General features: G+C 43.0%; 17 protein-coding genes. 9 read left to right on the forward strand and 8 right to left on the reverse strand.

The window, feature by feature from the left end:
- Positions 1–10: 10 nt before the first annotated feature.
- The 4 genes from H2O73_RS02925 to megL form a co-directional block, all read right to left on the reverse strand.
- Positions 11–1,573 carry a sigma-54 interaction domain-containing protein gene (locus tag H2O73_RS02925; protein WP_220457443.1) on the reverse strand — a complete coding sequence of 521 codons (1,563 nt, stop codon included), beginning with the start codon at positions 1,571–1,573 and terminating at the stop codon, positions 11–13.
- A gap of 706 nt (positions 1,574–2,279) precedes the next feature.
- Complete coding sequence (locus tag H2O73_RS02930) at positions 2,280–4,160, reverse strand: methyl-accepting chemotaxis protein (protein ID WP_182106344.1); 1,881 nt, start codon at positions 4,158–4,160, stop codon at positions 2,280–2,282.
- A gap of 276 nt (positions 4,161–4,436) precedes the next feature.
- On the reverse strand, positions 4,437–5,723 hold the full coding sequence (locus H2O73_RS02935) for an SLC5/6 family protein (protein WP_182106346.1): 1,287 nt from the start codon (positions 5,721–5,723) through the stop codon (positions 4,437–4,439).
- Between the two features lie 131 nt (positions 5,724–5,854).
- Complete coding sequence (megL, locus tag H2O73_RS02940; RefSeq protein ID WP_182106348.1) at positions 5,855–7,048, reverse strand: methionine gamma-lyase; 1,194 nt, start codon at positions 7,046–7,048, stop codon at positions 5,855–5,857.
- A gap of 703 nt (positions 7,049–7,751) precedes the next feature.
- On the opposite strand from megL, the gene H2O73_RS02945 reads away from it, so the two are divergent.
- Genes H2O73_RS02945 through H2O73_RS02955 form a run of 3 tightly spaced genes read left to right on the forward strand, consistent with a single transcriptional unit; the run spans position 7,752 to position 10,802 of the window.
- Positions 7,752–8,597, forward strand: coding sequence for a TonB-dependent receptor (locus H2O73_RS02945; protein ID WP_182106350.1), 846 nt, complete (start codon positions 7,752–7,754; stop codon positions 8,595–8,597).
- A gap of 12 nt (positions 8,598–8,609) precedes the next feature.
- The gene (locus tag H2O73_RS02950; RefSeq protein WP_182106352.1) at positions 8,610–9,731 is read left to right on the forward strand and encodes a BamA/TamA family outer membrane protein; all 1,122 of its coding nucleotides are present in this window, start codon (positions 8,610–8,612) and stop codon (positions 9,729–9,731) included.
- Between the two features lie 9 nt (positions 9,732–9,740).
- Entirely contained in the window at positions 9,741–10,802 is a 1,062-nt protein-coding gene (locus tag H2O73_RS02955; protein ID WP_182106354.1) for a DUF4056 domain-containing protein, read from the forward strand.
- Between the two features lie 77 nt (positions 10,803–10,879).
- Here the strand turns inward: H2O73_RS02955 and H2O73_RS02960 are convergent, their stop codons facing one another.
- Positions 10,880–11,626 carry a phosphatase gene (locus H2O73_RS02960; protein ID WP_182106356.1) on the reverse strand — a complete coding sequence of 249 codons (747 nt, stop codon included), beginning with the start codon at positions 11,624–11,626 and terminating at the stop codon, positions 10,880–10,882.
- 326 nt (positions 11,627–11,952) lie between these two features.
- Here H2O73_RS02960 and H2O73_RS02965 point away from each other — a divergent pair, with 326 nt between their 5' ends.
- Positions 11,953–13,431, forward strand: a complete 1,479-nt coding sequence (locus H2O73_RS02965; RefSeq protein WP_182106358.1) for a glutathione synthase — start codon at positions 11,953–11,955, stop codon at positions 13,429–13,431.
- A gap of 94 nt (positions 13,432–13,525) precedes the next feature.
- Here H2O73_RS02965 and H2O73_RS02970 read toward each other — a convergent pair whose 3' ends face one another.
- On the reverse strand, positions 13,526–13,954 hold the full coding sequence (locus H2O73_RS02970) for a PACE efflux transporter (protein WP_182106360.1): 429 nt from the start codon (positions 13,952–13,954) through the stop codon (positions 13,526–13,528).
- A gap of 130 nt (positions 13,955–14,084) precedes the next feature.
- Between H2O73_RS02970 and H2O73_RS02975 the strand changes: the two genes are divergently transcribed.
- Positions 14,085–14,960, forward strand: a complete 876-nt coding sequence (locus tag H2O73_RS02975) for a LysR family transcriptional regulator (RefSeq protein WP_182106362.1) — start codon at positions 14,085–14,087, stop codon at positions 14,958–14,960.
- Between the two features lie 72 nt (positions 14,961–15,032).
- Here H2O73_RS02975 and sodC read toward each other — a convergent pair whose 3' ends face one another.
- Positions 15,033–15,545, reverse strand: coding sequence for a superoxide dismutase family protein (gene sodC, locus H2O73_RS02980; protein ID WP_182106364.1), 513 nt, complete (start codon positions 15,543–15,545; stop codon positions 15,033–15,035).
- Between the two features lie 281 nt (positions 15,546–15,826).
- On the opposite strand from sodC, the gene H2O73_RS02985 reads away from it, so the two are divergent.
- The 3 genes from H2O73_RS02985 to H2O73_RS02995 all read left to right on the forward strand — a co-directional run bounded on the left by H2O73_RS02985 (position 15,827) and on the right by H2O73_RS02995 (position 18,940).
- Positions 15,827–16,990 (forward strand): MerR family transcriptional regulator, encoded by a 1,164-nt coding sequence (locus tag H2O73_RS02985; RefSeq protein ID WP_182106366.1) that lies wholly within the window; start codon positions 15,827–15,829, stop codon positions 16,988–16,990.
- A gap of 44 nt (positions 16,991–17,034) precedes the next feature.
- Entirely contained in the window at positions 17,035–17,574 is a 540-nt protein-coding gene (locus H2O73_RS02990; protein WP_182106368.1) for a GNAT family N-acetyltransferase, read from the forward strand.
- Between the two features lie 379 nt (positions 17,575–17,953).
- Positions 17,954–18,940, forward strand: coding sequence for a cytochrome-c peroxidase (locus tag H2O73_RS02995; RefSeq protein WP_182106370.1), 987 nt, complete (start codon positions 17,954–17,956; stop codon positions 18,938–18,940).
- An 84-nt stretch (positions 18,941–19,024) separates the two neighbouring features.
- On the opposite strand, the gene H2O73_RS03000 is transcribed toward H2O73_RS02995, so the two are convergent.
- Positions 19,025–20,341, reverse strand: a complete 1,317-nt coding sequence (locus H2O73_RS03000; RefSeq protein WP_182106372.1) for a ferredoxin reductase family protein — start codon at positions 20,339–20,341, stop codon at positions 19,025–19,027.
- Positions 20,342–20,893: 552 nt separating this feature from the next.
- Between H2O73_RS03000 and H2O73_RS03005 the strand changes: the two genes are divergently transcribed.
- Positions 20,894–21,868, forward strand: coding sequence for an autoinducer 2 ABC transporter substrate-binding protein (locus H2O73_RS03005; protein WP_182106374.1), 975 nt, complete (start codon positions 20,894–20,896; stop codon positions 21,866–21,868).
- Positions 21,869–21,919 lie beyond the last annotated feature (51 nt).

Here is a 21,919-nt window from a genome sequence, read left to right on the forward strand (position 1 = left end):
TTTTTGACTTCTAAGCGACCACCGCTTTCTTTTTGCTTGATAGCAGGTATTCCAAATTATACTGCTTAATTTTATTGAGTACCGTGGTGTGTGACAATCCGACTTGATTCGCAACCTTTCTTGCTGAGCCCAGTGATATCAGAGATTCCTTGATCATTTCTCGCTCTTGATTTTCAATCATAGACTTAATACTGCCGTCTTTCTTAGTACTGTCATCTTTATTAATAGCACCAGCACATTTATCTTCTGGAAGAAAAATATCAGCACCCGAGATCTCAGCGTTTTCAGTTAATAGCATAGTTCTGAGCAAAACGTTTTTCAGTTCACGTATGTTTCCTGGCCATGAATAAGCTGACAATACCTCAAGTGCACTTGGCAAAAGTATGATTTTTTTATTCAACTCGAGAGAGTACTTTTGGGTAAAGTAATTTACTAGCGGAATAATATCATCCGGGCGTTCTCTTAGTGGCGGAATATTGATCGGAAGAATATTGACGCGATAGTAGAGATCTTCACGAAATTTTTTCTGTTCTATTAAATGCTCTAGATTTTGGTTGGTAGCAGCGATGACTCGTACGTCTACGTATCGATCGGTCAGCCCGCCAACTCGTTTAATCATACCGTCTTGCAGTACTCGCAATAATTTACTTTGCAGTGAAAGTGACAGTTCACCAAATTCATCAAGAAAAATAGTGCCATGGTTAGCAATTTCAAACAGCCCCATCTTGCCGCCTTTTAGAGCGCCACTAAATGCACCACCTTCATAGCCGAATAGCTCACTTTCCACCAATGGCTCAGGGATTGCAGCACAATTTATTGCTTCAAATGCACAGTCTTTTCGATCACTAGCGTTATGAACTTCTCTGGCAATTAGTTCTTTCCCTGTTCCCGTCTCTCCACGGATAAGAACCGCATATTTACTTTTTGCGATCTTTCTCGCAGAAGTCAGGCAGGTTGACATATTAAGACTCGAATAGATGATGTCGTCTATCGGTGAGCCTGATTTTCCATTTTGTATCTTCGTTGATTTTTGTTTATTACAACTTGGACTGATAGTTTTGTTATTAATAATAAAGATTCCGCCGGAAACTTTTCCCCGCTGGAAAATAGGACGAATGGTACAGTTAAGTTGAGTGTGGTTTGTTTTATTCTTTATTTCTTTTCGACATATATCGCCAGTAAGAAAATCTTCAATTTCATCCCACGCTAGAATTGATGAGATGTTTTCGCCAATAATGTCAAAACTGGATAAGTTAAAATGTTCTTCTGCGATGTGATTAAATTGGGTGATAATGCCATTATTTGTTATAATAATGTGTCCGCAATTAGAGGAAGATAGCTCTGACATAGCCTCTTCAGTAGGGCATACACTCAGAATATCATGAAAACTAAGAAGTTTATTAAGTAAGCACTCCAATTTAAAATCAGGCGTAATGTTAAATCGGATAAAAATATTGCAGGGCGATACGCGTAGGGTATCAATATAAATATCAAATTTTATAAATTCTTCGATGATATCAGAAATCATCGCGGTACGATCTATAGTTTCTATATTCCATTCAACAACAAGCATGATAACCACTATAATTAAATTATAATAACCGAACATAAAATAGTAATTGTCTGAGTTAAATCGGAATTTGATAAATACGCCGAATACGCAAAACTTTGGACTTAATTTTCGGTGAACTTTGGGGGCTCTGTCGCAAACTTTTTGGTCGATCCAAATGTGCTTATTTCAGATGCAAATATGGCGTAAAAGTCATGGTCCAATGGTTAATGATGAATGAATTGTCCTCAGACCAGACAATAATCTGAAGATTTAGTGAATATAGATAAAATATACCTAACGAAGTATGTGACCCAAGACAACTTTTTCTTTAGGGGATAACTTCTGAAAGATTCTTGCATTAAACAAGTTGGAAATAATTTGGAAACATTTGCGTAGAATTTAACAACAGTTTCAAGTAAGTAAATTATTGTTTTAATCTTATAGGCACATTAAGTAGTCGCTTTGTGCGTATACTCATCAACTATTCAGCAACTCATCGTTATCCAAGTCTTTCATAAAAATGCTAAATATCATTTTTTATGTTACTTAGCGTATGCCAAAAACTATCCATCTCTATAGTCTAGATACTAAAATCTATGGTGATGATTATATTTAGCCTTAGTAGAGGGAAGCATCAAACGATTATGATAGTTTTAATACCTGGAATTTAGTAAATTTCATATATTATATAGAATCAAAAGAGGGCGCATTTAATGCGCCCTTTTAGTTAGTGTTTGAATTGATTTACTTGTTGGTTGAGACACACGGCAATTTGCCTTAAATCTTCAGACAGTGTCCGTGAGTTTGATGCTTCATCTGTTAAGTGTGTCGAGATATCACTCACTTGTTGAATGTTTACACTCACTTCTTCAGTGACGGTTCTTTGCTCGGAGGCGGCGTTCGATATCTGCGATGCCATATCTGAAATCTCTTGTATCGAGACCGTGATTTTCTCTAGTGCAGCCGTCGCATCATTGGCATCCTCCACACTCGATGACGCAAGATCACGACTTCTTGTCATAGACTCAACCGCTTCCGTACTGTTTTGCTGCAGACTTTCAATCATGTCTCTGATTTCAACCGTAGAGCTATGTGTGCGCTGTGAAAGCACTCGAACTTCATCGGCAACGACTGCAAAACCTCTCCCTTGCTCTCCAGCCCTTGCTGCTTCGATCGCTGCATTGAGAGCCAATAGATTAGTTTGCTCAGATATATTGCTTATGGTGGATATGATGGTATTGATGTCTTGTGCATTTTTCGCCAGATCGCCTACGGTTTTCGCCGCGTTATCAAGCTGTTGTGCAAGGTTAGTGATGGAGTCTTGGTTCCGCTCAATGACGCGCTTGCCTTCGTCACAGTGTTCTGTCGAACTCAATGCTGAGTTGGCTGTTTGTCTAGCGTTTGTCGCTACCTCTTCTGCCGCTGCGGACATTTCGTGAACGGCGGTCGCTATTTGTGAAACCTCATTTTGCTGCGCTGTGAGTGCATCACTTAGTTGAACGGCTAAATTGGTACTGACTTCGGATTGGCTACCTAGATTTTGCGATGATCCGGCAATACCATGGACTATCTCTTGCAGTTTACTGATGAATGCATTGACCTGGCTTGCCAATTGACCAATTTCATCCTTGGTTTTGACCTCGATGCGTTTGGTTAAATCGCCGTTCCCTTCGGCAAGGTCTTTCATGGACTCCGTTAGGCGTGTTAGAGGTAAAAGAGCTCGTTTCACAATTACGAGAGCGATCGTTGCAATGATTAACACTTGGATAATGCCCATGATGATGGACTGAGTGATTAGCTTGCTGTGAGCTGCGAACGCATGCTCTTTGTCGATTAAAACAGTGTAAAACCAGTCTGTATTCGCCACTCTTTTCGAAGTTAATAATACTTCTCTATTCGCGACTGTCGCTTCGACAAGTTCGTTGCTGCGCGCCAGTTCTTCTATTTTTTCTGCTGTGAGAGCAGGGGTAATGTTGTCAATGCTCTTCAATGTTAGGTTGTGATCTTGATGGGCTACGATCATTCCATTGCTATTGGTAATGAATGCCATAACCCCTTCTTCTTTTAGGTCAACAGCGTTGTTTACTAAAGAACTTATTTCCACATCGGCAGCGAGAACACCAGACGCTCCACCTACTGAAAAAGCTTTTGCAATCGTCACTACGAGTTGGTTTGATGATGCATCAATATACGGTTGTGTTAAGTGTGCCGTGCTCTTTTTCTTAGCGTCTATGTACCAAGGTCGCGTTCTAGGGTTGAAGCCTTCGGGTACATCAACCTTAGCGCCGAGTAGGTATCGACCATCATCTACGGCGGCATAGACGACTCTGAATTGGCCCGCTTTTGTGGTGATCGCCAAATAGGATTCTTCATTGTTCGGGTGCTTAAAAGCTTCGGTAGAAATGACGGCAATATTTATTTTATCGCTTATCCATTGCTCCATCCGGTTGGTATTGCTTTCTAAGACCGTATTGGCGTATTGATTTATTGAACGCGTTGTTTCTTCGGATATTTGATTGCCGGTAATGCTTGTCTGCATAGTCGTCATAATGGCGATTACCAGAATGAACGCGAAGGTGAGTTTTGCTTTTATTGATAGATCTGCCATGTGCCTCTGCTCGATATTTGTCATTGTGCTTAAATATACAAGACGACATTCTATTAAAGTGTGACTGATTAGTTGAATGCTTGAATGTCTAGATATTTGAATATTTGAAGAGTGATATCAGATGGGTGATGCTTGCCAGAGAAATCCATGGGTACACTATTTAAACGTTAGATAAGTAACCTTGAGTACCACATGAACAATGGTTTGTCCGGTAGGAAAGGCAACCTACCGGACAGCGCAGCATAGTATTATCACTATACTGCGACATTAGCTCCCCTATTCAAAGAACTTGAAGAACGGGGAAATAACCAACAATAGACCAAAGATAAGCACGCACTGAGCTTGCAGTCCTTTGAATTTATGAAGTTTCTGCACTCGGTAAACGAGATAGCATGGGATTAAGCACGATACAATCCCGTAGAGTGGACTAGCAATGTGGAAGAAGATAACCACAGAGAAGCCTAGCGATACCCAGAAAGTCAGTAGGAGAACGATAAATACATAGACGCTCACACCGAGCACCTTGTGGTTGATTCGCTCTTCTGGAATAAATCGCTGGATGATATTGACCAAAATACCTTTCACCGCTTCTTGGAAACCTAAGTAGATACCAAAGAATGCTGTAACCACCGCCGATACGTTCAACAGTACCGTCATAATGTGGACTAGCTCACCAGGAATAACTTTTGCTGCCATAGCAAGGGCGGAGATATTAAGGTTAAATGCCTCAAGTGCTTGTTCGTAGGTAATTGAAAGTGAGAATGAAAATGAGAAAAACAGGATAATACTTATTAGTGTAATATAAGCAATACGATGGACACGAATAGCTTTATAAGTAGCAATTTCCTTGTTCTCTTCTCTTTTTCTGTAGGCAATATTCATTGGGTTCAATATCTGAATAAATACCGCAGAGAAAAATGCAAATGGTATAGTTAACAATACGTCACGAGCAAAGTCACCAATTCCAGGGAATGCCTTAATGTTATTAAAGTCCCAATGAGGAATCATAATAACGCCAAGAAGTACAATAATGCTGACTTTAACCACTACTAATGGACCAGAAACTTTAAATAGTAGTTGCTCACCTCTGGATGCAACAAATATTAAAGCAGTCAGGACAATTAATGTGTAAGCGACGGAATCAGATAAGACGCTATCTGTTACCCCAAAAGTGTTTAAATAAGAGGCGCTATCATAAATAATTGCTGTGGAATAAATAAACATGCCATGAACAAGCATGATGAAATACAGTATCCCAAGCATCATCCCCCAGTTTTTCCCAAGATACTGGGAGATAATATTCGAGTAGTCCTCGCATATATCACTTTCGGATAACGTTTTCATGTATAAATTTTGCAACATGTAGGTCGCAGGGTAGGCAATTAAGAAAGCTGCAACAAAAACCCAGAGCCCTTTTAGCCCTATTTGCACTGGCACAACTACTGTGCCGGCACCAATAGCCATACCGATATTTAAGAGTATCCAGCCTAGGTCATAGGTGGTCAGGGGTGTTTTTTTGTATTGATGTTTATCTATTTCGTTTGTAGCTGTAATCGTGGACATGAACTACTCCGTATAAACAATATTAAAAAATTGTCTTTTTTATTTTTAGTATCCAGTTGTACCCCTATCAGGGACGAAATTCAGTAGTGTACCTACATCTGAATACACTAATAGGGGTACATGATTCAAAGTTAGAAAATAGCCTTTTTAAATGCTTGATCAAGGTCAGCAATAATATCTTCTGCATCTTCAAGACCGACAGAGATACGGATTAATCCGTCAGGAATGCCGGCTGCCATTCTTTGTTCTGGAGACATTGGAGAGTGAGTCATCGACGCTGGGTGTTGAATCAATGTTTCAGTGTCACCAAGACTTACGGCTAGTAAACAAAGCTCAACCGAATTCATGATGGTTTGACCTTCTTGTACTCCGCCATTGATTTCAAAACTGATCACGCCACCAAAATCTGACATCTGTTTTTTCGCCAATTCATGGCTTGGATGTGAAGGCAGACCAGGGTAGTTAACCTTTGTAACTGCTGGATGCTGTTCTAAGAACTCAGCAACTTTCATTGCATTTGAACAGTGACGATCCATACGTACTGCTAGTGTCTTCAAGCCGCGCAAGGTTAGCCATGCGTTGAACGGGCTGATAACGCCGCCAGTAATGTCTTTTACACCAACAAAGCGAGCTTGATTGATGAAATCTTGCTTACCAACAATGACACCAGCAACAACATCGCCGTGACCGTTGATGTATTTGGTTAAGCTGTGTACTACGATGTCAGCACCCAATTTTAGAGGGTTTTGGCAGTAAGGTGACATAAAGGTATTGTCAACCACCAACAAGGCACCATTGTCATGAGCTAGTTGAGCACATGCTTCAACATCCATAACTGCTAGTGTTGGGTTAGCCGGGGTCTCAATGTAAATAATTTTGGTATTTGGTTTAATTGCTTCTTTAATATTGTCGACATTTGATGCGTCAACGAAATCAACGTCAATACCAAATTTTGGCAGGCTGTGTGATAACAAAGCATGAGTACAGCCATAGATTGCGCCTGAAGAAACAATGTGATCGCCTTGTCCACATAGAGTCAATAGAGTAGTAGAAATAGCAGAAATGCCTGATGCGGTCGCAAGTGCAGCTTCACCACCTTCTAACACTGCAAGCTTTTCTTCTAATGCTGCTTGAGTCGGGTTGCCGATACGAGTGTAGATATAGCCAGGCTCTTCAAGTGCGAATCGTGCAGCACCTTGTTGAGCGCTTTCAAAAACAAACGTAGAAGTTTGAGTGATAGGGGTAGCAAGTGCACCAGTCGTTTCATCAGGGTGTTGACCAGCGTGGATGATTTTAGTGTTGTAGCCTTTATTTTGTAGGTTCATAGTTTTGTTTCCTATTAGTATATTAGTTTCTTAATTTCTTAATTAAATAAGTTATTATTCATCCATAATATAGCAAGGGGTGTGCCAACTTTTAAGTTATTGATTTGTAAGGGTTTGCGTTATTTTTTCTGTAAATATTAGCACCAAAAGTGGAAATAAAGTTGACAGGCTCTATCGAAAGAATGAGCTACATCACAATAAGGATTAGAGAGGGGGTTATTGCAAAATTTGACGGTGATCGAGTTTTACTGCTGCTTGCCGGTTAATGCTATTTGTCCACTGGATCGTTGGCATTAAATAGCCATAAAGGGTGTTGAATTTAGCAAAATTGATCGAGGGAATAGATGGCATGGAGTCTGTTATTGAATTGATGAAGCTGTCTTGATACACCGTGCTCAATAATAAGGTTATTGCTTTTGCCATAATGCCTACAGTAAGAGCGTATTTATAAGCTTCCTGAAAACTGCTACAGACAGGCTGATATCAATAGTAAACTCCAAAGTTTACTTTAGGTGGTTGACAAGATATTATGCCGATTATCTAAGTGAGAGTGCCTAAACTAATAACAATCCCTACCCGCCTCACTAAATACAGTGGTGCTTCATCACATTGATGAAGCTTGTATTAATCGTGGTCGATATTCCCCAGCCGATACCATTCACTGGGTGGAATTTGTGATCGCCACGCTCAACGAAAATAACTAATGAAATTACGTTCTTTGCTGCTTGCAACATCTTGTTTTTTTGCCGGTGCGGTAAATGCTGAGTCTTTTTCTTTACCCATTTGGAAAGAAGAAGCAGAGGCGCTGGGTTATGAGTTGCCAAAAGCGTTTGGTCTCAATTTAAGTTACATGAGTATGGAGCAAGGCATTGATGTTGAATCTATTGCTCTAAAAGGACTAAAGATTCCTGGTCTGAAGTTGGGTATGGAAGCTGAGCCGGGGAAACAAGTAACAGATGTAATGACTTTACGTGCCGATGTGTGGTTGTTTCCATTCCTCAATCTCTATGGTTTGGTGGGGAAATTGGATGGGTACTCAGAAACCGATGTGAATGTTAGCGCCAAACTAGGTTTTATTGGACCATTCACAGGCAAGATTGAGAACTTTCGCCTTGATCTCGACGGTGAGATTAAAGGCGCGGGTTTCGTTCTAGCGGGTGGTCATGAGCAGTGGTTTGGCTTAGTTGATGCCAGTTACACTCAAACTGAATTGACGGTCGTTGATGGTTCAATTGATGCCATTGTAGTCTCTCCTCGAGTGGGTTATGACTTCCATCGCAATGGCGTGCCGCTAAGGCTCTGGGTTGGGGCTATGTATCAAAGTGTTGAGCAAGAGCTTTCCGGTTCGATTGTTGACTTGGGATTGCCTCCTGCACTGAGTGGTTTGCTATCAGACGATGCCCGATTCGAAGTTAAACAAAGCTTAACTTCTGAATGGAATACCCTTGTGGGTATGCAGTACGAAATTAATAAAGATTGGTATTTGCTAGGTGAAATGGGCTTTGGTGAGCGTGAAAGCCTGTTCTTCTCTATTGATCGTCGTTTCTAAGGAGCTGTAACGATGAAATGGAAAAGTCCTGCAGTTGTGGCTGCACTACTCATATCTCCAACGGCACTCGCCCAAGAAGCGCCGTCGGGTTGGATGGACAATTTGTTAACTCAGTTGGGTTCAAGCGAAACTGTCGATGAATCCAAGTTGATCGATTGGGGTGTATTGCCGGGACCATTCGTGAATCCTGAGCAGGGCTTTGGTATTGGAGTCGCCGCCGTTGGTCTTTATACGCCGTATGATTGGCAAAAAGGCGATCCCTATTCAACGCTTACCGTCACTTCGTATGGGTCAACATCAGGCTCTTATGGACTTGGGGTGAATAACCGTACTTACCTAAATAGTGACAAAATACGCTTATTGGGTGAGGCGTGGATCAGCCACACACCAGGCTATTACTGGGGAATAGGTTCTGCTGCCGCGGAGAGTGAGCACAATAAAGTGCAGTATGAAGCACAGCGGTTACAGTTTAATCCGAAGATTGCTGTTGAAGTATTGCCAGATACCTATCTGAAATTTGGCTGGCAATGGCAATCTTATAGTGAAGTGAAGGGTGTAGATGGCGATAGAGTGCCATCTGAGATGCAAGATGCGACGGCAAGCGGCTCAGTTGTGGGTTTCGAGTACGATACGCGAGATTTTGAACCTAACCCAATGCAAGGTCAGTTTATTGATATTGAATGGGTAGCCAACCGAGAAAGTGTTGGCAGTGACAGCAACTATGACAATGTGGTCGCTAACATTCGGCATTATCAACCTTGGTCTAACAGCACCATCATCGCGATGGAAATATATTCACAATCGATTATTGGTGAGGCACCGTGGTTTGATTATGCTCAATTGGGTGACGACCAGCGCATGCGTGGTTATTACCAAGGGCAGTATCGCGATAAGCATCAACTTTCCACTCAAATTGAAATCCGTCATAGCCTATCTCATCGACACGGTGTGGTGGCATGGCTAGGTACAGGTAACGTGGCGCCTAGTTACGGTGAACTGTTTGAAAGTGATTGGTTACCGACAGTTGGGGTTGGTTATCGCTTCGCATTTAAAGCACGTATTAACGTGCGAGTTGATTTAGGTGTGGGTAAAGAGAGCACCGGTTTTTACTTCCAGATTAACGAAGCATTCTAGAGGTGCAGAGTGAAAAAGGCAGCACTGGTAATTCTGAGTTTGATGAGTGGGGTGGTGTATTCGCAGTCACTGAAAGCCCCTGTAGGTGTTAGACCATGCTGTGCATTTGGCATGGATTTAAAGGCGCAACTGGGGAGTGTCCCCGTGCCTTTTTTCTCAATTGAAAATGTCTTAGATGCCAATGGCTTGGGCGCTCATCATTACAACGATGGTAGTGAGTCCGTCTCTGGCAGTTTATTTGGCTTTAATGATGAAGCGAATGGCATTGTCTTTACCAGCAAAGGTGGCTTTATTGACACCGCCCATGTGCGCGACACGGCTGATTATACTTACTATCTTTTCCAGTTAAATCGTCAAAATCTAGGGACGAATACCGCAATAGAGTTGCCCGCAGAGCTTCGTATTCGCCGAGTTCAGTGGTTGGAAAATGATCAGCAACTGACTGAAGCTGAGCGGATACAGCGCAGTGCCAAATCCGCCGCTTTTACTGCTTATCGAATGGCGCAATGGCATGAAATAGCGCAATGGTTTGGCATGGTTTCTGTCAGTGGTTTTAAAGAGTATGCCTCGGCGTTTTCCTCTGAAGATCTCTATTCAAATATGCTCGGAGCCTTGCTTGCAGAGGCTATTTTGTTAGAACAACCTGATATATGCCAAGAGGGCTTTTCTAAAGCAATGGATGTATCTTTCCAACAAGCGCTCGATCAGTTAGAGGTTCAGCCACAAGCAGTAGCGCGAGCGAAGATGACACAATTGGATGGAAAATGGTGGGATAGCAGTCGTCGATTACCAGACAAATGGGTGGTGTTATTTCGTGACTATCATTTAGCGTTAAAACTAACGCCGCATTTTCCTGATTCAACGGCGATGCTAAGTATTGATGACCACTTTCTCAACCAGCAGAGTATTGAAGCTTGGGTAAGGTTAGAGCTTCACGCGGGCGATCAAGAGCGTTCATTTGCTAATCTGCCTGAGCCGCTAAGATCACTGCCAGTTTGGCGCGCTCAAGAGTTTCAACGACTAGCGGATTTTGCCCAAGCGTGGGATAAACGCACTCATCCTCACAATTAAAGCCCCCTTTTACTGGCATCAAGAAAAAGCCCTTAGCGTTAAACTAAGGGCTATTGAGAGTCCTACCGCGGTTTAAATCAATACCAATGTTCAAACTCAGCAATGCGCTTTTTACCTCTAAGCAGCAAAAAGTTTAAGAATCGACTCGGACTGGTGGTGATCACTAACTCAGGATCGATATCGTATTTATTGAGTAGTTCAACCGCGTGCCCAAGGTTAGCAATATCTTCACAGAAGTGGGCATCTGAACCTGTGGTGAAATAGACACCGATCTCTTTGCCAATTCGTACGATTTCATCGCAGTTAATATCACTGCCGATACGACTTCTTCCAGTTAAAGACGAATTGTTCACTTCAATGGCGACATTATGTTGTTTAGCGCAGCGCAATACCGTTTCGATATTGAACTTAAAATTTGGGTTACCTAAATGACCAAGTGCATCCACTTTGCCGCTTTTGATCACGTTAACGAGCGCTTCAGTGTGTTCTGCTTCAGTGCTTGGTTTAAAGACGGGCTCGTGGAAACTTGCCATTATCCAATCCAAATACTGATGAGATTCATCAAAAAGGTCGATTTCACCTTCGGTGTTTAGCGTATTCGCTTCCACACCACGAATAATGCCCACTTCGCTGATAAAACGTGGCAGGACAATTTGATTGTGGAAGAACCAGTAATGGGGCGCGCCGGGCATTTTAGGCGCGTGATCAGTGGTGCAAAGAAGTTTAAGCCCTTTACGTTGAGCTGCGGTCGCGTTTTCAATAATGGTGCTATAGGCATGCCCACTAGCAAGAGTATGGGTGTGAGTATCAACCACGATTTCCATCTTTCCCTCCGGAAAATGCAAGGCAACTGATCAAAATGGATGAGCAGACGTCGCTATAGCTCGCTATCAGTTGCTGAGAATAACTGATGAAATAATGTCCGTATTTTGCGACTTAACCTACACAGTTGCAAGCCATTCCCTTGATTCAAAAGAGGTCAATTGTTGAGGTGATCTATTCCTCTTTTAATTGACTTTCGATGGAGAAATTACCAGCGGATATTTTTGCTATCCAGCAGTGGAAAAAATTCTTACACTCGCGCCGTCTTTTTCGAACTGAGTTCGTCTTAGTAGAAAAGACGTCGATCAATATTGTGTGAATTGAACTAATGAAAAATACCCCAGAAGCTTTGGAACTCATAACTCCATTATTACCGCAGCAGGTGATTGAAGATGCCTGTGAGTGGGCGATTATGCATGGTGTGGCTTTTAAGCAAGCAGATAATAGCGCGAGGCACTGCCCTTTTAGTGTGGCACCAACAACGATCAAACGACCGATGTATCAGCATTTATTGAAGGTAACGCCACTGATCGCCAAATTAGTCAGTGAAGTGTCGGAAGATCATCGCTTCTTACAGCATTCATTGAATAAGATGTCGCAGGCTGATCCGTTTTTTAGTTTGTTAATGGCAATGCATAAACAAGTTCATGGGGATGATGAACAGAGATTGAAACCCGTTCGTCAGCCATTGTTATTGATGCGTACGGATTTTATGGATGACCGAGATCTTGGCGCAAAGGTGATTGAATTTAACGGCATTGCTGCGGGCATGGCTCCGTTTGGGCAGCGCGCGACTCAGCTGCATAGTTATTTGAAAGAGCAGTGGAGTGAGTATTATCAGCAATGGTCAGTTGAGCAAGCTGCAATACCAGCGGATAACCTAGGTATGGAGCAATTGGCTGTTGGTATTGCCACTGCGGCGAATAAGGTAAAACAACAGTTTGTTGATGGTGGCAAAGCGACATTTTTGATGGTGGTTCAGCCAAATGAAGACAACGTGTATGACCAGCACCTTTTAGAAGTTGAACTGCAAAGGTTAGGTATACGCACGGTAAGACGTACTTTTGCACAACTTAGTCATCAGCTTTCTAGTGGCAGCAATCAACGCCTTATGCTTGATGGTGTTGGTGCTATTGATGCGGTGTACTTACGCGCTGGTTATCAATATTCAGATTACTGCGCACCAGAGCTTAACGAAGCGGTTTGTTGCCATACATTGAGCCAAACTCGGGTATTTATAGAGCAACACTACGTTGCTATGAATGCGACTATTAGCCAGCAACTCGCAACCAGTAAAACGATGCAGATGGTCTTAACCATGTTGCCTGCGAAAGAGTACCTACGCTGGGGGCTTTCTCTTAAAGAAGCGGAGTTGGTGAAAAGCGTTTTGGCGGAAATGAAGCCTGTAAATGCTAACACGATTGAGTGGTTTAACCGTGAAGCTAATAAACGTGGCTGGGTATTAAAAAATCAAGGTGAGGGTGGCGGTCACTGCATTTTTGGTGAGGAAATCAGTGAAAAACTGCAAACGTTAGAGCCACAACAATACGATGCTTGGGCATTGATGCAGCGTTTGTATCCACATGAGCGAGAAAAGCCAACGGTAGCGATACGTGATGGGAAGCAAACCATAGTAGAAGATTTGATCAGTGAAGTCGGTCTGTTTACTGCTCATTACCAAGGTCAGCCGGTTACTGACTACGCTGGCTATGCAGGGTATTTGATTCGTAGTAAGCCTGCGAGTGAGAATGAAGGCGGCATCCACAGTGGCAAAGGTATACTAGATTCGCTGGTGCTGGTGGACTAGCGCGCGATACAAAAAACAATAAAAAGCCGAGTATTCGATTGTTAAATTAGAAGTGATCTCGGCTTTTTAGTATCTGCAAGTTATGTCAGAGAATTCAGGCTAAAGAGGGCGCGCGTCGCTCAATGATCCATGCGCGAATGTGGTCATACGCGTAGTTAAATACAAAGGCATAAATGGTGATAAAAATAGTGACGCCAACGTCCATGATTAACGCTTCCCACAAGCTTACGTTCAATATGTAGGCCATAACAGGAACGGTAACAAACAGTAAACCGGCTTCAAATAAAATGACGTGATTCACTCGTGTCATTAATGAACGTTTTTCTTTTTTCCCCGGTACAAACTTATCAAACACCCAGTTGAAAATAATATTCCAAATCATAGCGATAGTGGCAATGACTATCATTGTTCCTGATAGGTGGCTGACGTTGTGATCGGTAAAAGTGGCTAAGCCAATAATGGACAGTGATACCGCTAATACCTCAAAAGTGATGGCGTGAAATAGCCGTTCTAATCGACTCACAAACTTCCCCAGTTAATTGTTGTGTTGATTTTAGAGGCGGCGATTATGCGGATCTTAGAAGATAAAGAAAGTTAACAGCCATCACGTATCGTGATACCTTGCGCGTGTCCTTATCCGCTTGATAGCAACTATGTACAGTTTTGAGCAACTAAAAATCTTTACCACCGTGTGTGAATGCGGTTCGTTTTCAGCGGCAGCGCGTAAATTAGGTCGAGCCCAATCCGGTGTCAGTCAGTCTATTGCTAACCTTGAGTTGGCGATCAACCAAGAGTTGTTTACCCGAGATAAGAATCTCCCCAAATTAACGACAACGGGTCAGGCTTTGTTACCCATTGCAAAGTCTATTCTTAACCAGCAGCACTATTTTGACCAAAAGGTCGAATCGTTGGATAAATCGGTTGAGAATGAACTGTGTATTGCCATTGATGAATGCTTAGTCAGCGACGACTTACTGGTTGTGCTCTCTACTTTGGCTGAACAGTTTCCAGTGACCAATTTTGAGGTTATTACCGCTTCAACTTTTGATGTTGAAGAGCTCGTTCGTCTCAATAAAGCCCATGTCGGGATCATTTTTGCGGATGGTGAATTAAGAGAAGATATGGACTTTTTTACGCTTGGGCAGGTGCGGTTTTTGAACGTGGCATCGCCAGAGCATCCGTTAGCAATTTTAAACGTGGTGCGAGATACCGATCTGAAAGCGTACCGCCAAATTGTACATCGCAGTGCAACGCAAAAAGAACTGTGGTTTAGCTATGGCATTAGCTCAAAGTTTTGGTATGCCAACAGCCATCAAATGTTGGCAAAGTTAGCCTGTCAAAATATTGGGTGGGGGTTGATTCCAGATCAAATGGCGATGCCGTTAATCGAGCAAGGCAAGTTAGTACAACTGCCGGTTGCCCACGAGAAAGATGGTTGGCTTACCACGACAGGGTGCCTAGTTTCGCGTAGCCATTCCGCCGGTCCTGTGTTGGAAAGCCTATTGGAAGCGCTGCAAACAAGCCATTGATTTGCTAGCGTTATGGTTTAACGTCGCCCATAACATTGTTCATGGTGGGCGACGTAAAGCCGCGTGTTTGGGTTACTTAATCACCCCACAAACTACGCGTGGACCGCCGCCGCCAAGTGGCGCTGGGTGGTCTGAGTGGTTATCGCCACCGGCGTGAATCATTAAAGCACGACCATCGAGATCAGCGAGTTTTACTCTTGGTGCTAATACTGCTTGGCTCGCTGTACCATCAGCGTCGACAAACAGTGCTGGTAAATCTCCTAAGTGATTGTCATTACTCCATGGCATGCCATGCTTACCCGTATTTTCAGGGTCATAGTGCCCGCCAGCAGCGCCGCCAAGTACGTTTTTTTCGCCCTTCTTAGCGCTATCACATGAGGGATTTGTGTGAATATGAAACCCATGCAATCCGCTACTCAATCCTTTGAGTTGTGGGGTAAAAACAGTCCCATATTCGTTGGCTGTAATCGTTACTACACCAGCGGAGTTACCGCTGGCAAGGTCAATCATTTCTACTTTTAATTCGTCTGCTGCAACACAGCTTGAAGCCATACATACCGCTGCTATTAGTAATTTTTGTTTCATCGCTCTTTCCTTAGTTGATCGTCTATGCGTTACCAATGCATTTGCTAAGTATGGTGAGAAATGAATCTGCTGCCTGAGAATTGCCCCTTTTTCTCACTTATGAACTGACTCGTTCGCAGGCTTGCGTTCAATGAGTTTGTCATCTAATAAAAATAACCGTTGACCTGTCTATAGCTCTACAGTTTACGATATACCTAATTTCAAGCGATAGTTTCAATAGATCGTTTCAAGTGATCGTTTCAAATGAGTCGCTTGGCATTTTGTTTTTAAAGGGAGTCGTCATGTATCGAATATCGGAATTAGCTGAAGCGCTTGGCTTATCGCGTACGACATTGCTCTATTACGAGAAACTCGGTTTGATTTGCGGCGAGCGATTGAATAATGGCTACCGCAGTTACAGCGATATGGATTTGCAGCGCTTGCGACTCATACAACAACTGCAAAGTGGTGGATTAACGCTAAAAGAGTGCAAGGCTTGTCTTGAGGCCAAAGTAGAGAGGTCGTTGTTGGTTGAGCGGCTTGATCAGCTTGATCAAGAGATCGCGCAGAAACAGCAATCGCGTGATTTGTTGGCAGCACTATTGGGTGAAAAATCACTCAATGATTGGCATGAAATGTTAGATAGAGTTGCGCCAGATGCCCATATTGATTGGTTAATCAAACAAGGTTTTAGTGAGACTGACGCACAGAGATTACGGTGGTTATCTAAAGATATGAATACTCATGATGCCTACATGGCTGACTTTTATCGCATCTTCGATGTGCTCGAAAGGCGTGGTCCAGGTAGTGAAGCAGATACATTAGCGGCATTGGCAAAAGTGCCTCATGACGCGCGCAACATTCTAGAAATTGGCTGTGGATTAGGGATTGCAACTCGACTGTTAGCCGATCAGAGCAATGCACAGATCATTGCGATCGACAACGATGAAGACACCATTAAAGAGCTACAAGTGAACAATCAAGCTTATGCCGATAAAGTTCATTTTGAATGTGCCAGCATGACAGATTTGCCTTATGCCGCTAAGACGTTTGATTTGATTTGGTCGGAAGGCAGCGCTTATATCATGGGCGTGAATAACGCCTTTAAACAGTGGCGCTCATTATTGAGCGATGACGGAGTGCTGGTATTGAGTGATTTGGTTTGGACCACCAGTGAACCGAACGAAGTCAATCGAGCCTTTTGGGGTAGTGAATACCCCGATATGACTACCGTGGAGGCGCGTATAGCGCAAGCCAAAGCGGCAGGGTATCAAGTGATTGATACTTTCCCGATTAGTGACGATGCATGGGAGGCGTATTACCGTCCTCTTGCCGAGCAAGTCGCAGCGCTAAAAGAAGAGATGGTTAACTCACAAGCGATAAAAGATATCGAGCGAGAACTGCATGCGTATCAGCAGCGTGACCAGCAATTCGATTACCAAATGTTTATTTTAATCAAGGCTTAAGCAGTCGTTTAAGCAAAAAGTAAGAGTAGGAAATGATAAATAACATGAAATATTCCATTGTAGATTTATCTCAAAAAGACGCAATTAAAGCATTGTTTCTTAACACCTTTACCGAGTCGGAAAGTGTTGAGGAAGGTCAAATGGTTGGCAATCTAGCTTATGAGTTAGTGGATACAACTGCCAGTGATGATCTTTTAATTGTTGCCGCAAGCCAAGATGAAATTATGGTTGGGTGTGTCATTTTCAGTAAATTCACATTCACTGAAAACACGGTGAGCGCTTATATTCTGTCGCCAGCAGCGGTAGCTACGGCATCGCAAGGTCAAGGTGTGGGACAGCAGTTAATTCAATTTGGTTTAGACACGCTAAAACAAAACGGTGTTGAACTTGTTGTGACTTATGGCGACCCAAACTTCTATGCCAAAGTGGGATTTGCACAAATTACGGAAGATCAAGTTAAAGCGCCATTAGTATTAAGCTACCCTTTTGGATGGTTAGGTCAAAAACTGGATGGTTCTGAATTGGTTGCGATTGCGGGTGAAACAGCGTGTGTGGCAGCCCTTGATCATCAGAAATACTGGTAATACTTGCAGCGGGGTACCAAACCCTTGAAGAGTAGTGATTATTACGCATATTAATGTGACTAAAAATGAGTTAAGGATGGATAGATTCCATCCTTTTTTTATGCCTACGAGGCAAAGTGAAATTGACTTAAATCAAGCAAGTGACCGATCGATTTTTTGGTGGTTTTGTAAACAAAAAGTAACAACGCGCCGTTGAGTGTAGTAATGGTAGGGTGTTTAAATATTAATCAATTTTAACATCGATTATTACCATCAGCTCTATCGATTTTTTACATTTTAACCAGTTTAACGTTTGCTTTAGTTTGGCTTCCAGAGCGTTTCAAGTAAGAAAAACGCCACGTTAGTGAGGTTTGTTGAATCTCTGAGAGAGGAAGTCTCAATGAAAACCATAGTAGCAGTTTGTGTATTGTCGGCTCTTTCGTTTGGCGCGTATGCAGAACGTCAAAACCAAGAACCTATTAAAGTAATCGAGCCTATAACTGGCTTAGATGCTAAGAAAGTAGAACTGGGAAAAACCTTATGGTTTGAACCACGCCTTTCGGCATCAAACACCATTTCATGTAACTCTTGCCATAATATTGCCAAAGGTGGGGTTGATAACTTACCAACCTCAATTGGTCACAAGTGGGCGATTGGTCCTATCAACTCACCAACGGTATTTAACTCCGATCTCAACTTTGTTCAGTTTTGGAATGGACGAGCAAAAGATCTACAAGAGCAAGCCGCAGGGCCGATTGCTAACCCATTAGAGATGGCATTTACCCATGATCTTGCCATAGATACGCTTCAGTCTATCCCTCAATATCGTCAGTGGTTTAAAGACTCTTATGGTGTTGAAACCATTACGATTGATGAAGTAACTGACGCAATAGCGATCTTTGAGAAAACACTTCGTACCCCGAACGCTCCTTTTGATAAGTGGTTGAAAGGGGATGACACTGCGTTAACTGTCGCGCAAGTTGAAGGGTATAAACTGTTCAAAGATAAAGGATGTACCGCGTGTCATGCCGGTCCACTTGCTGGTGGACAGATGTACCAGAAAATGGGTTTGGTTAAGCCATTTGCCACCGATAACCCAGACATTGGGCGAAAAGCGATTACTGGCAATGATTTCGATAAGTTTGTCTTTAAAGTGCCAACACTGCGTAATATTGACCTGACTTATCCGTACTTCCATGACGGCTCAGTGTGGGATCTCGAAGAAGCCGTATCGATGATGGCAGATTTACAACTTGGGCAAAAACTCAGCAAAGAAGAGTCGGCGAAAATTACCGAGTTCTTACGCTCGTTAACCGGTGACTTGCCTGAAGTGACACTGCCTCACTTGCCGCCATCCAGTGTGGAAACGGCAAGACCCAATATTTAACGCGGTTAGATAGCCACACACCTTTAGATAACTATTCAACTTAAGGTCGTGGGGTTTACGAAGGAGCTCAATGAGCTCCTTTTTTTATCGAAAGTTAAACAGCTCGCTATGGAAGTTAGCAAGATTAAAGCGCTCACTTTTAAGTTGGTTCTTCAACGCCTCTCCAAACCCCGTTGGTCCGCAGAACCAAATGCTGGCGTTACTCAAGTCGCCTTTATGTTGCTTAATCTCATTGATAGTGAGAAAACTCACTAAGCGGTTATCGACCACATGGAACTCAATATTGGCTTGTGTTGCGGCTTGCTCAAATTCTCGAATCAAAGTTGGTGATGGCGCTTGGGTGCAGTAGTAAAAAGTCACTGGTGCATGTTCATTGCTTAACTTTAACTCCGCTAGACGGGCTTTGAAGGCTGCACAACCAATTCCCCCTGCGATCCATATCTGCTGTTTATTATCATCAAACTGAAAGTCACCATAAGGACCTTCGATTTCGACTGCGTCACCGACATTGAGCTGTTGGTGAAGGGTAGCGGTGAAGTCACCCAGTGCTTTGATGGTGAACTCAACCAACGACGCTTGGCTTGAAGAGGTGATGGTAAACGGGTGCGGCTCCTCTCCTGCGACTTTCAAAAAGGCAAACTGCCCAGCTTTATGTCCTTGCCAGCGTGGAAGATTGATTTGAACTTTAGTGGTTTGATTAAGCTCATCATACTCAATGCTTTTCACACTACCTTGGAAGGTTCTGCACTTACCAATCAGCCCCAAAAGACTCATAGCGGCGCTGATCACGCCAGCGATGGCTAAACACACGACCACAGGTGTGATTAAGTTATCCCAATAAGCGGGTTTAATCAGAACAACTGAATGATATGCGATCACCACAAAGATGAGTGCCATCAGTTTATGGGTAATACGAAATCGTTTGTACTTGATTGGTGCAAATAGGGCGATGAGTGTGAGTGCGATAAATAGGTACAGGCTTAACTCTCCCACGGATTCTGCACCACCTCGTAGGCTCATGACGATGGCTTGCAAAGAGTCCGCATCAAACTGAGGACGATTACGTCCAGCACGCTCTAGTATGCCAAGTTCAACCAACTTTTTCGGTACAATTGCTAGCAACCAATGCACTGCGCCAATCACGACACCATAGATTGCCGTCCATTTATGCAACCGATAGGATTTGTCGAGCCCAGCGGTGAGTCTTTCAATAAATGGTAGACGTAGTGCCAGTAACATTGTCACTGTTAACAGTAGTAGCGAGATGACGCCTGTCGCTTGGATGAGCGCACTGCGCCACTGCATGAAGTTGATGTAGCTAAAAAGGTTAGGCTCAGCGAGTAGCCAAATAAAGCTGCAAGCTGCCACCAAAAGTAAAATGTAACGATAGAGTCGGTTCATGGGTAAGCTCCTATAGAGCTTATACTTTACTCGCTGCTATGTAAGCTGCGGTCAAGGTAAGTAAAGCAGTGTAAAGGTGTTGTGCTTATCAAATGGAATTGACGTGTAACTTAATGACAAACAGACGATTCACACCGATGATAATCCGCGGCGAATTGCGATTTTTAGCTCGCATTCGTATTCAATTCGCATGCTGTTGCACGTAAAAAAGTGATCGTAATCAGATTATGATTATTTCAGGGCGCAGCGAAAGTGGTAAATAGGCAAGGTAAACGATTGCATGCCGAAATGGCATATTTAAATGTAAATAACATGATCGTTTGTTGTTTGTATTTGGGGTGCGAACTCAGCTTGAAATGATCTGATAATTACGTCGCACTTTCATTGTTACAATTCGCTTACCTTAATTACTATGTAATTTATCACTAACGTGCGCTAGTCACAGTTTTTGCCTGATGCAACAGTGAGTCATTGTATTGAGACTTACCATTCCCTCATCGATTCACCTTAACCCTACACATAACTAATACATAGCTAAAAGGATTGATGAAGATGAAAAAGGTCTTACTGAAAGCGGCAGCTTTAACGCTAGCGCTAAGCGCTGCAGGCGTACAAGCTAAAGATTATGAAATCGTCAACGTTGTCAAAGTATCTGGTATTCCTTGGTTTAACCAAATGAACAAAGGTATTGAGCAAGCTGCAACAGATTTCGGCGTTAACGCCCGCCAGCTTGGTCCTTCTACACCAGATCCAGCGCAACAAGTGAAAATCATTGAAGATTTAATCGCAAAAGGTGTGGATGCGATTACAGTAGTACCAAACGATGTAACGGTACTTGAGCCTGTGTTCAAGAAAGCTCGTGAGAAAGGCATCATTGTACTGACGCACGAATCTCCAGATGGTCATGGTGCAGATTGGGATATCGAAACGATTGATAACCAAGCGTACGCGAAAGCGACCATGGATGAGCTAGCGAAAAACATGGACGAGAAAGGCGGCTATGCCGTTTATGTTGGCTCGCTAACCGTACCACTACATAACAACTGGGCAAACCTTGCAATTGATTACCAAAAGAACACTTACCCAGATATGTATGAAGTGACAAGCCGTATGCCAGTTGCTGAAAGTATCGATCAATCTTACGCTGCGACCAATGACTTGATGAAAGCGCACTCAGATATGGCGGGTATCGTTTCTTACGGTTCACTAGGCGGTATTGGTGCGGGTGAAGCCATCAAGAAAAAACGTGCAAAAGATAAGATCAGCGTGGTTGGTATTATGATGCCAAGCCAAGCTGCACCTTACCTAATGCGCGGCGAAATTGACAAAGGCTTCCTATGGAACCCAGCAGATGCAGGCTACGCGATGGTTGCGGTAGCGAAGCAAATGCTTGAAGGTCAAGACGTCACTAAAGGTGTGAATGTTAAAGGTTTAGGTGATGCGGAAATTGATACTGAAAGCCGTGTTATCAAGTTCAACAAGATCCTTGAAGTTGATAAAACTAATGCTCGTGAGCTAGGTTTCTAAACAACGGTTCTGATCTCGTTCTAATTTGGGGCGGTGCAATGCCGCCCCCTG

The organism is Vibrio marinisediminis, assembly GCF_014050145.1.
Lineage (GTDB): Bacteria > Pseudomonadota > Gammaproteobacteria > Enterobacterales > Vibrionaceae > Vibrio > Vibrio marinisediminis.

Bases quoted from the DNA above. Each gene is read 5' to 3' on its own strand.
- H2O73_RS03000 (WP_182106372.1), bottom strand. From the start codon at position 20,341: ATGAACCGACTCTATCGTTACATTTTACTTTTGGTGGCAGCTTGCAGC.
- megL (WP_182106348.1), bottom strand. From the start codon at position 7,048: ATGAACCTACAAAATAAAGGCTACAACACTAAAATCATCCACGCTGGT.
- H2O73_RS02930 (WP_182106344.1), bottom strand. From the start codon at position 4,160: ATGGCAGATCTATCAATAAAAGCAAAACTCACCTTCGCGTTCATTCTG.
- H2O73_RS02995 (WP_182106370.1), top strand. From the start codon at position 17,954: ATGAAAACCATAGTAGCAGTTTGTGTATTGTCGGCTCTTTCGTTTGGC.
- H2O73_RS02945 (WP_182106350.1), top strand. From the start codon at position 7,752: ATGAAATTACGTTCTTTGCTGCTTGCAACATCTTGTTTTTTTGCCGGT.
- H2O73_RS02960 (WP_182106356.1), bottom strand. From the start codon at position 11,626: ATGGAAATCGTGGTTGATACTCACACCCATACTCTTGCTAGTGGGCAT.
- H2O73_RS02965 (WP_182106358.1), top strand. From the start codon at position 11,953: ATGAAAAATACCCCAGAAGCTTTGGAACTCATAACTCCATTATTACCG.
- H2O73_RS02925 (WP_220457443.1), bottom strand. From the start codon at position 1,573: ATGCTTGTTGTTGAATGGAATATAGAAACTATAGATCGTACCGCGATG.
- H2O73_RS02990 (WP_182106368.1), top strand. From the start codon at position 17,035: ATGAAATATTCCATTGTAGATTTATCTCAAAAAGACGCAATTAAAGCA.
- H2O73_RS02950 (WP_182106352.1), top strand. From the start codon at position 8,610: ATGAAATGGAAAAGTCCTGCAGTTGTGGCTGCACTACTCATATCTCCA.
- H2O73_RS03005 (WP_182106374.1), top strand. From the start codon at position 20,894: ATGAAAAAGGTCTTACTGAAAGCGGCAGCTTTAACGCTAGCGCTAAGC.
- sodC (WP_182106364.1), bottom strand. From the start codon at position 15,545: ATGAAACAAAAATTACTAATAGCAGCGGTATGTATGGCTTCAAGCTGT.
- H2O73_RS02935 (WP_182106346.1), bottom strand. From the start codon at position 5,723: ATGTCCACGATTACAGCTACAAACGAAATAGATAAACATCAATACAAA.
- H2O73_RS02975 (WP_182106362.1), top strand. From the start codon at position 14,085: ATGTACAGTTTTGAGCAACTAAAAATCTTTACCACCGTGTGTGAATGC.
- H2O73_RS02985 (WP_182106366.1), top strand. From the start codon at position 15,827: ATGTATCGAATATCGGAATTAGCTGAAGCGCTTGGCTTATCGCGTACG.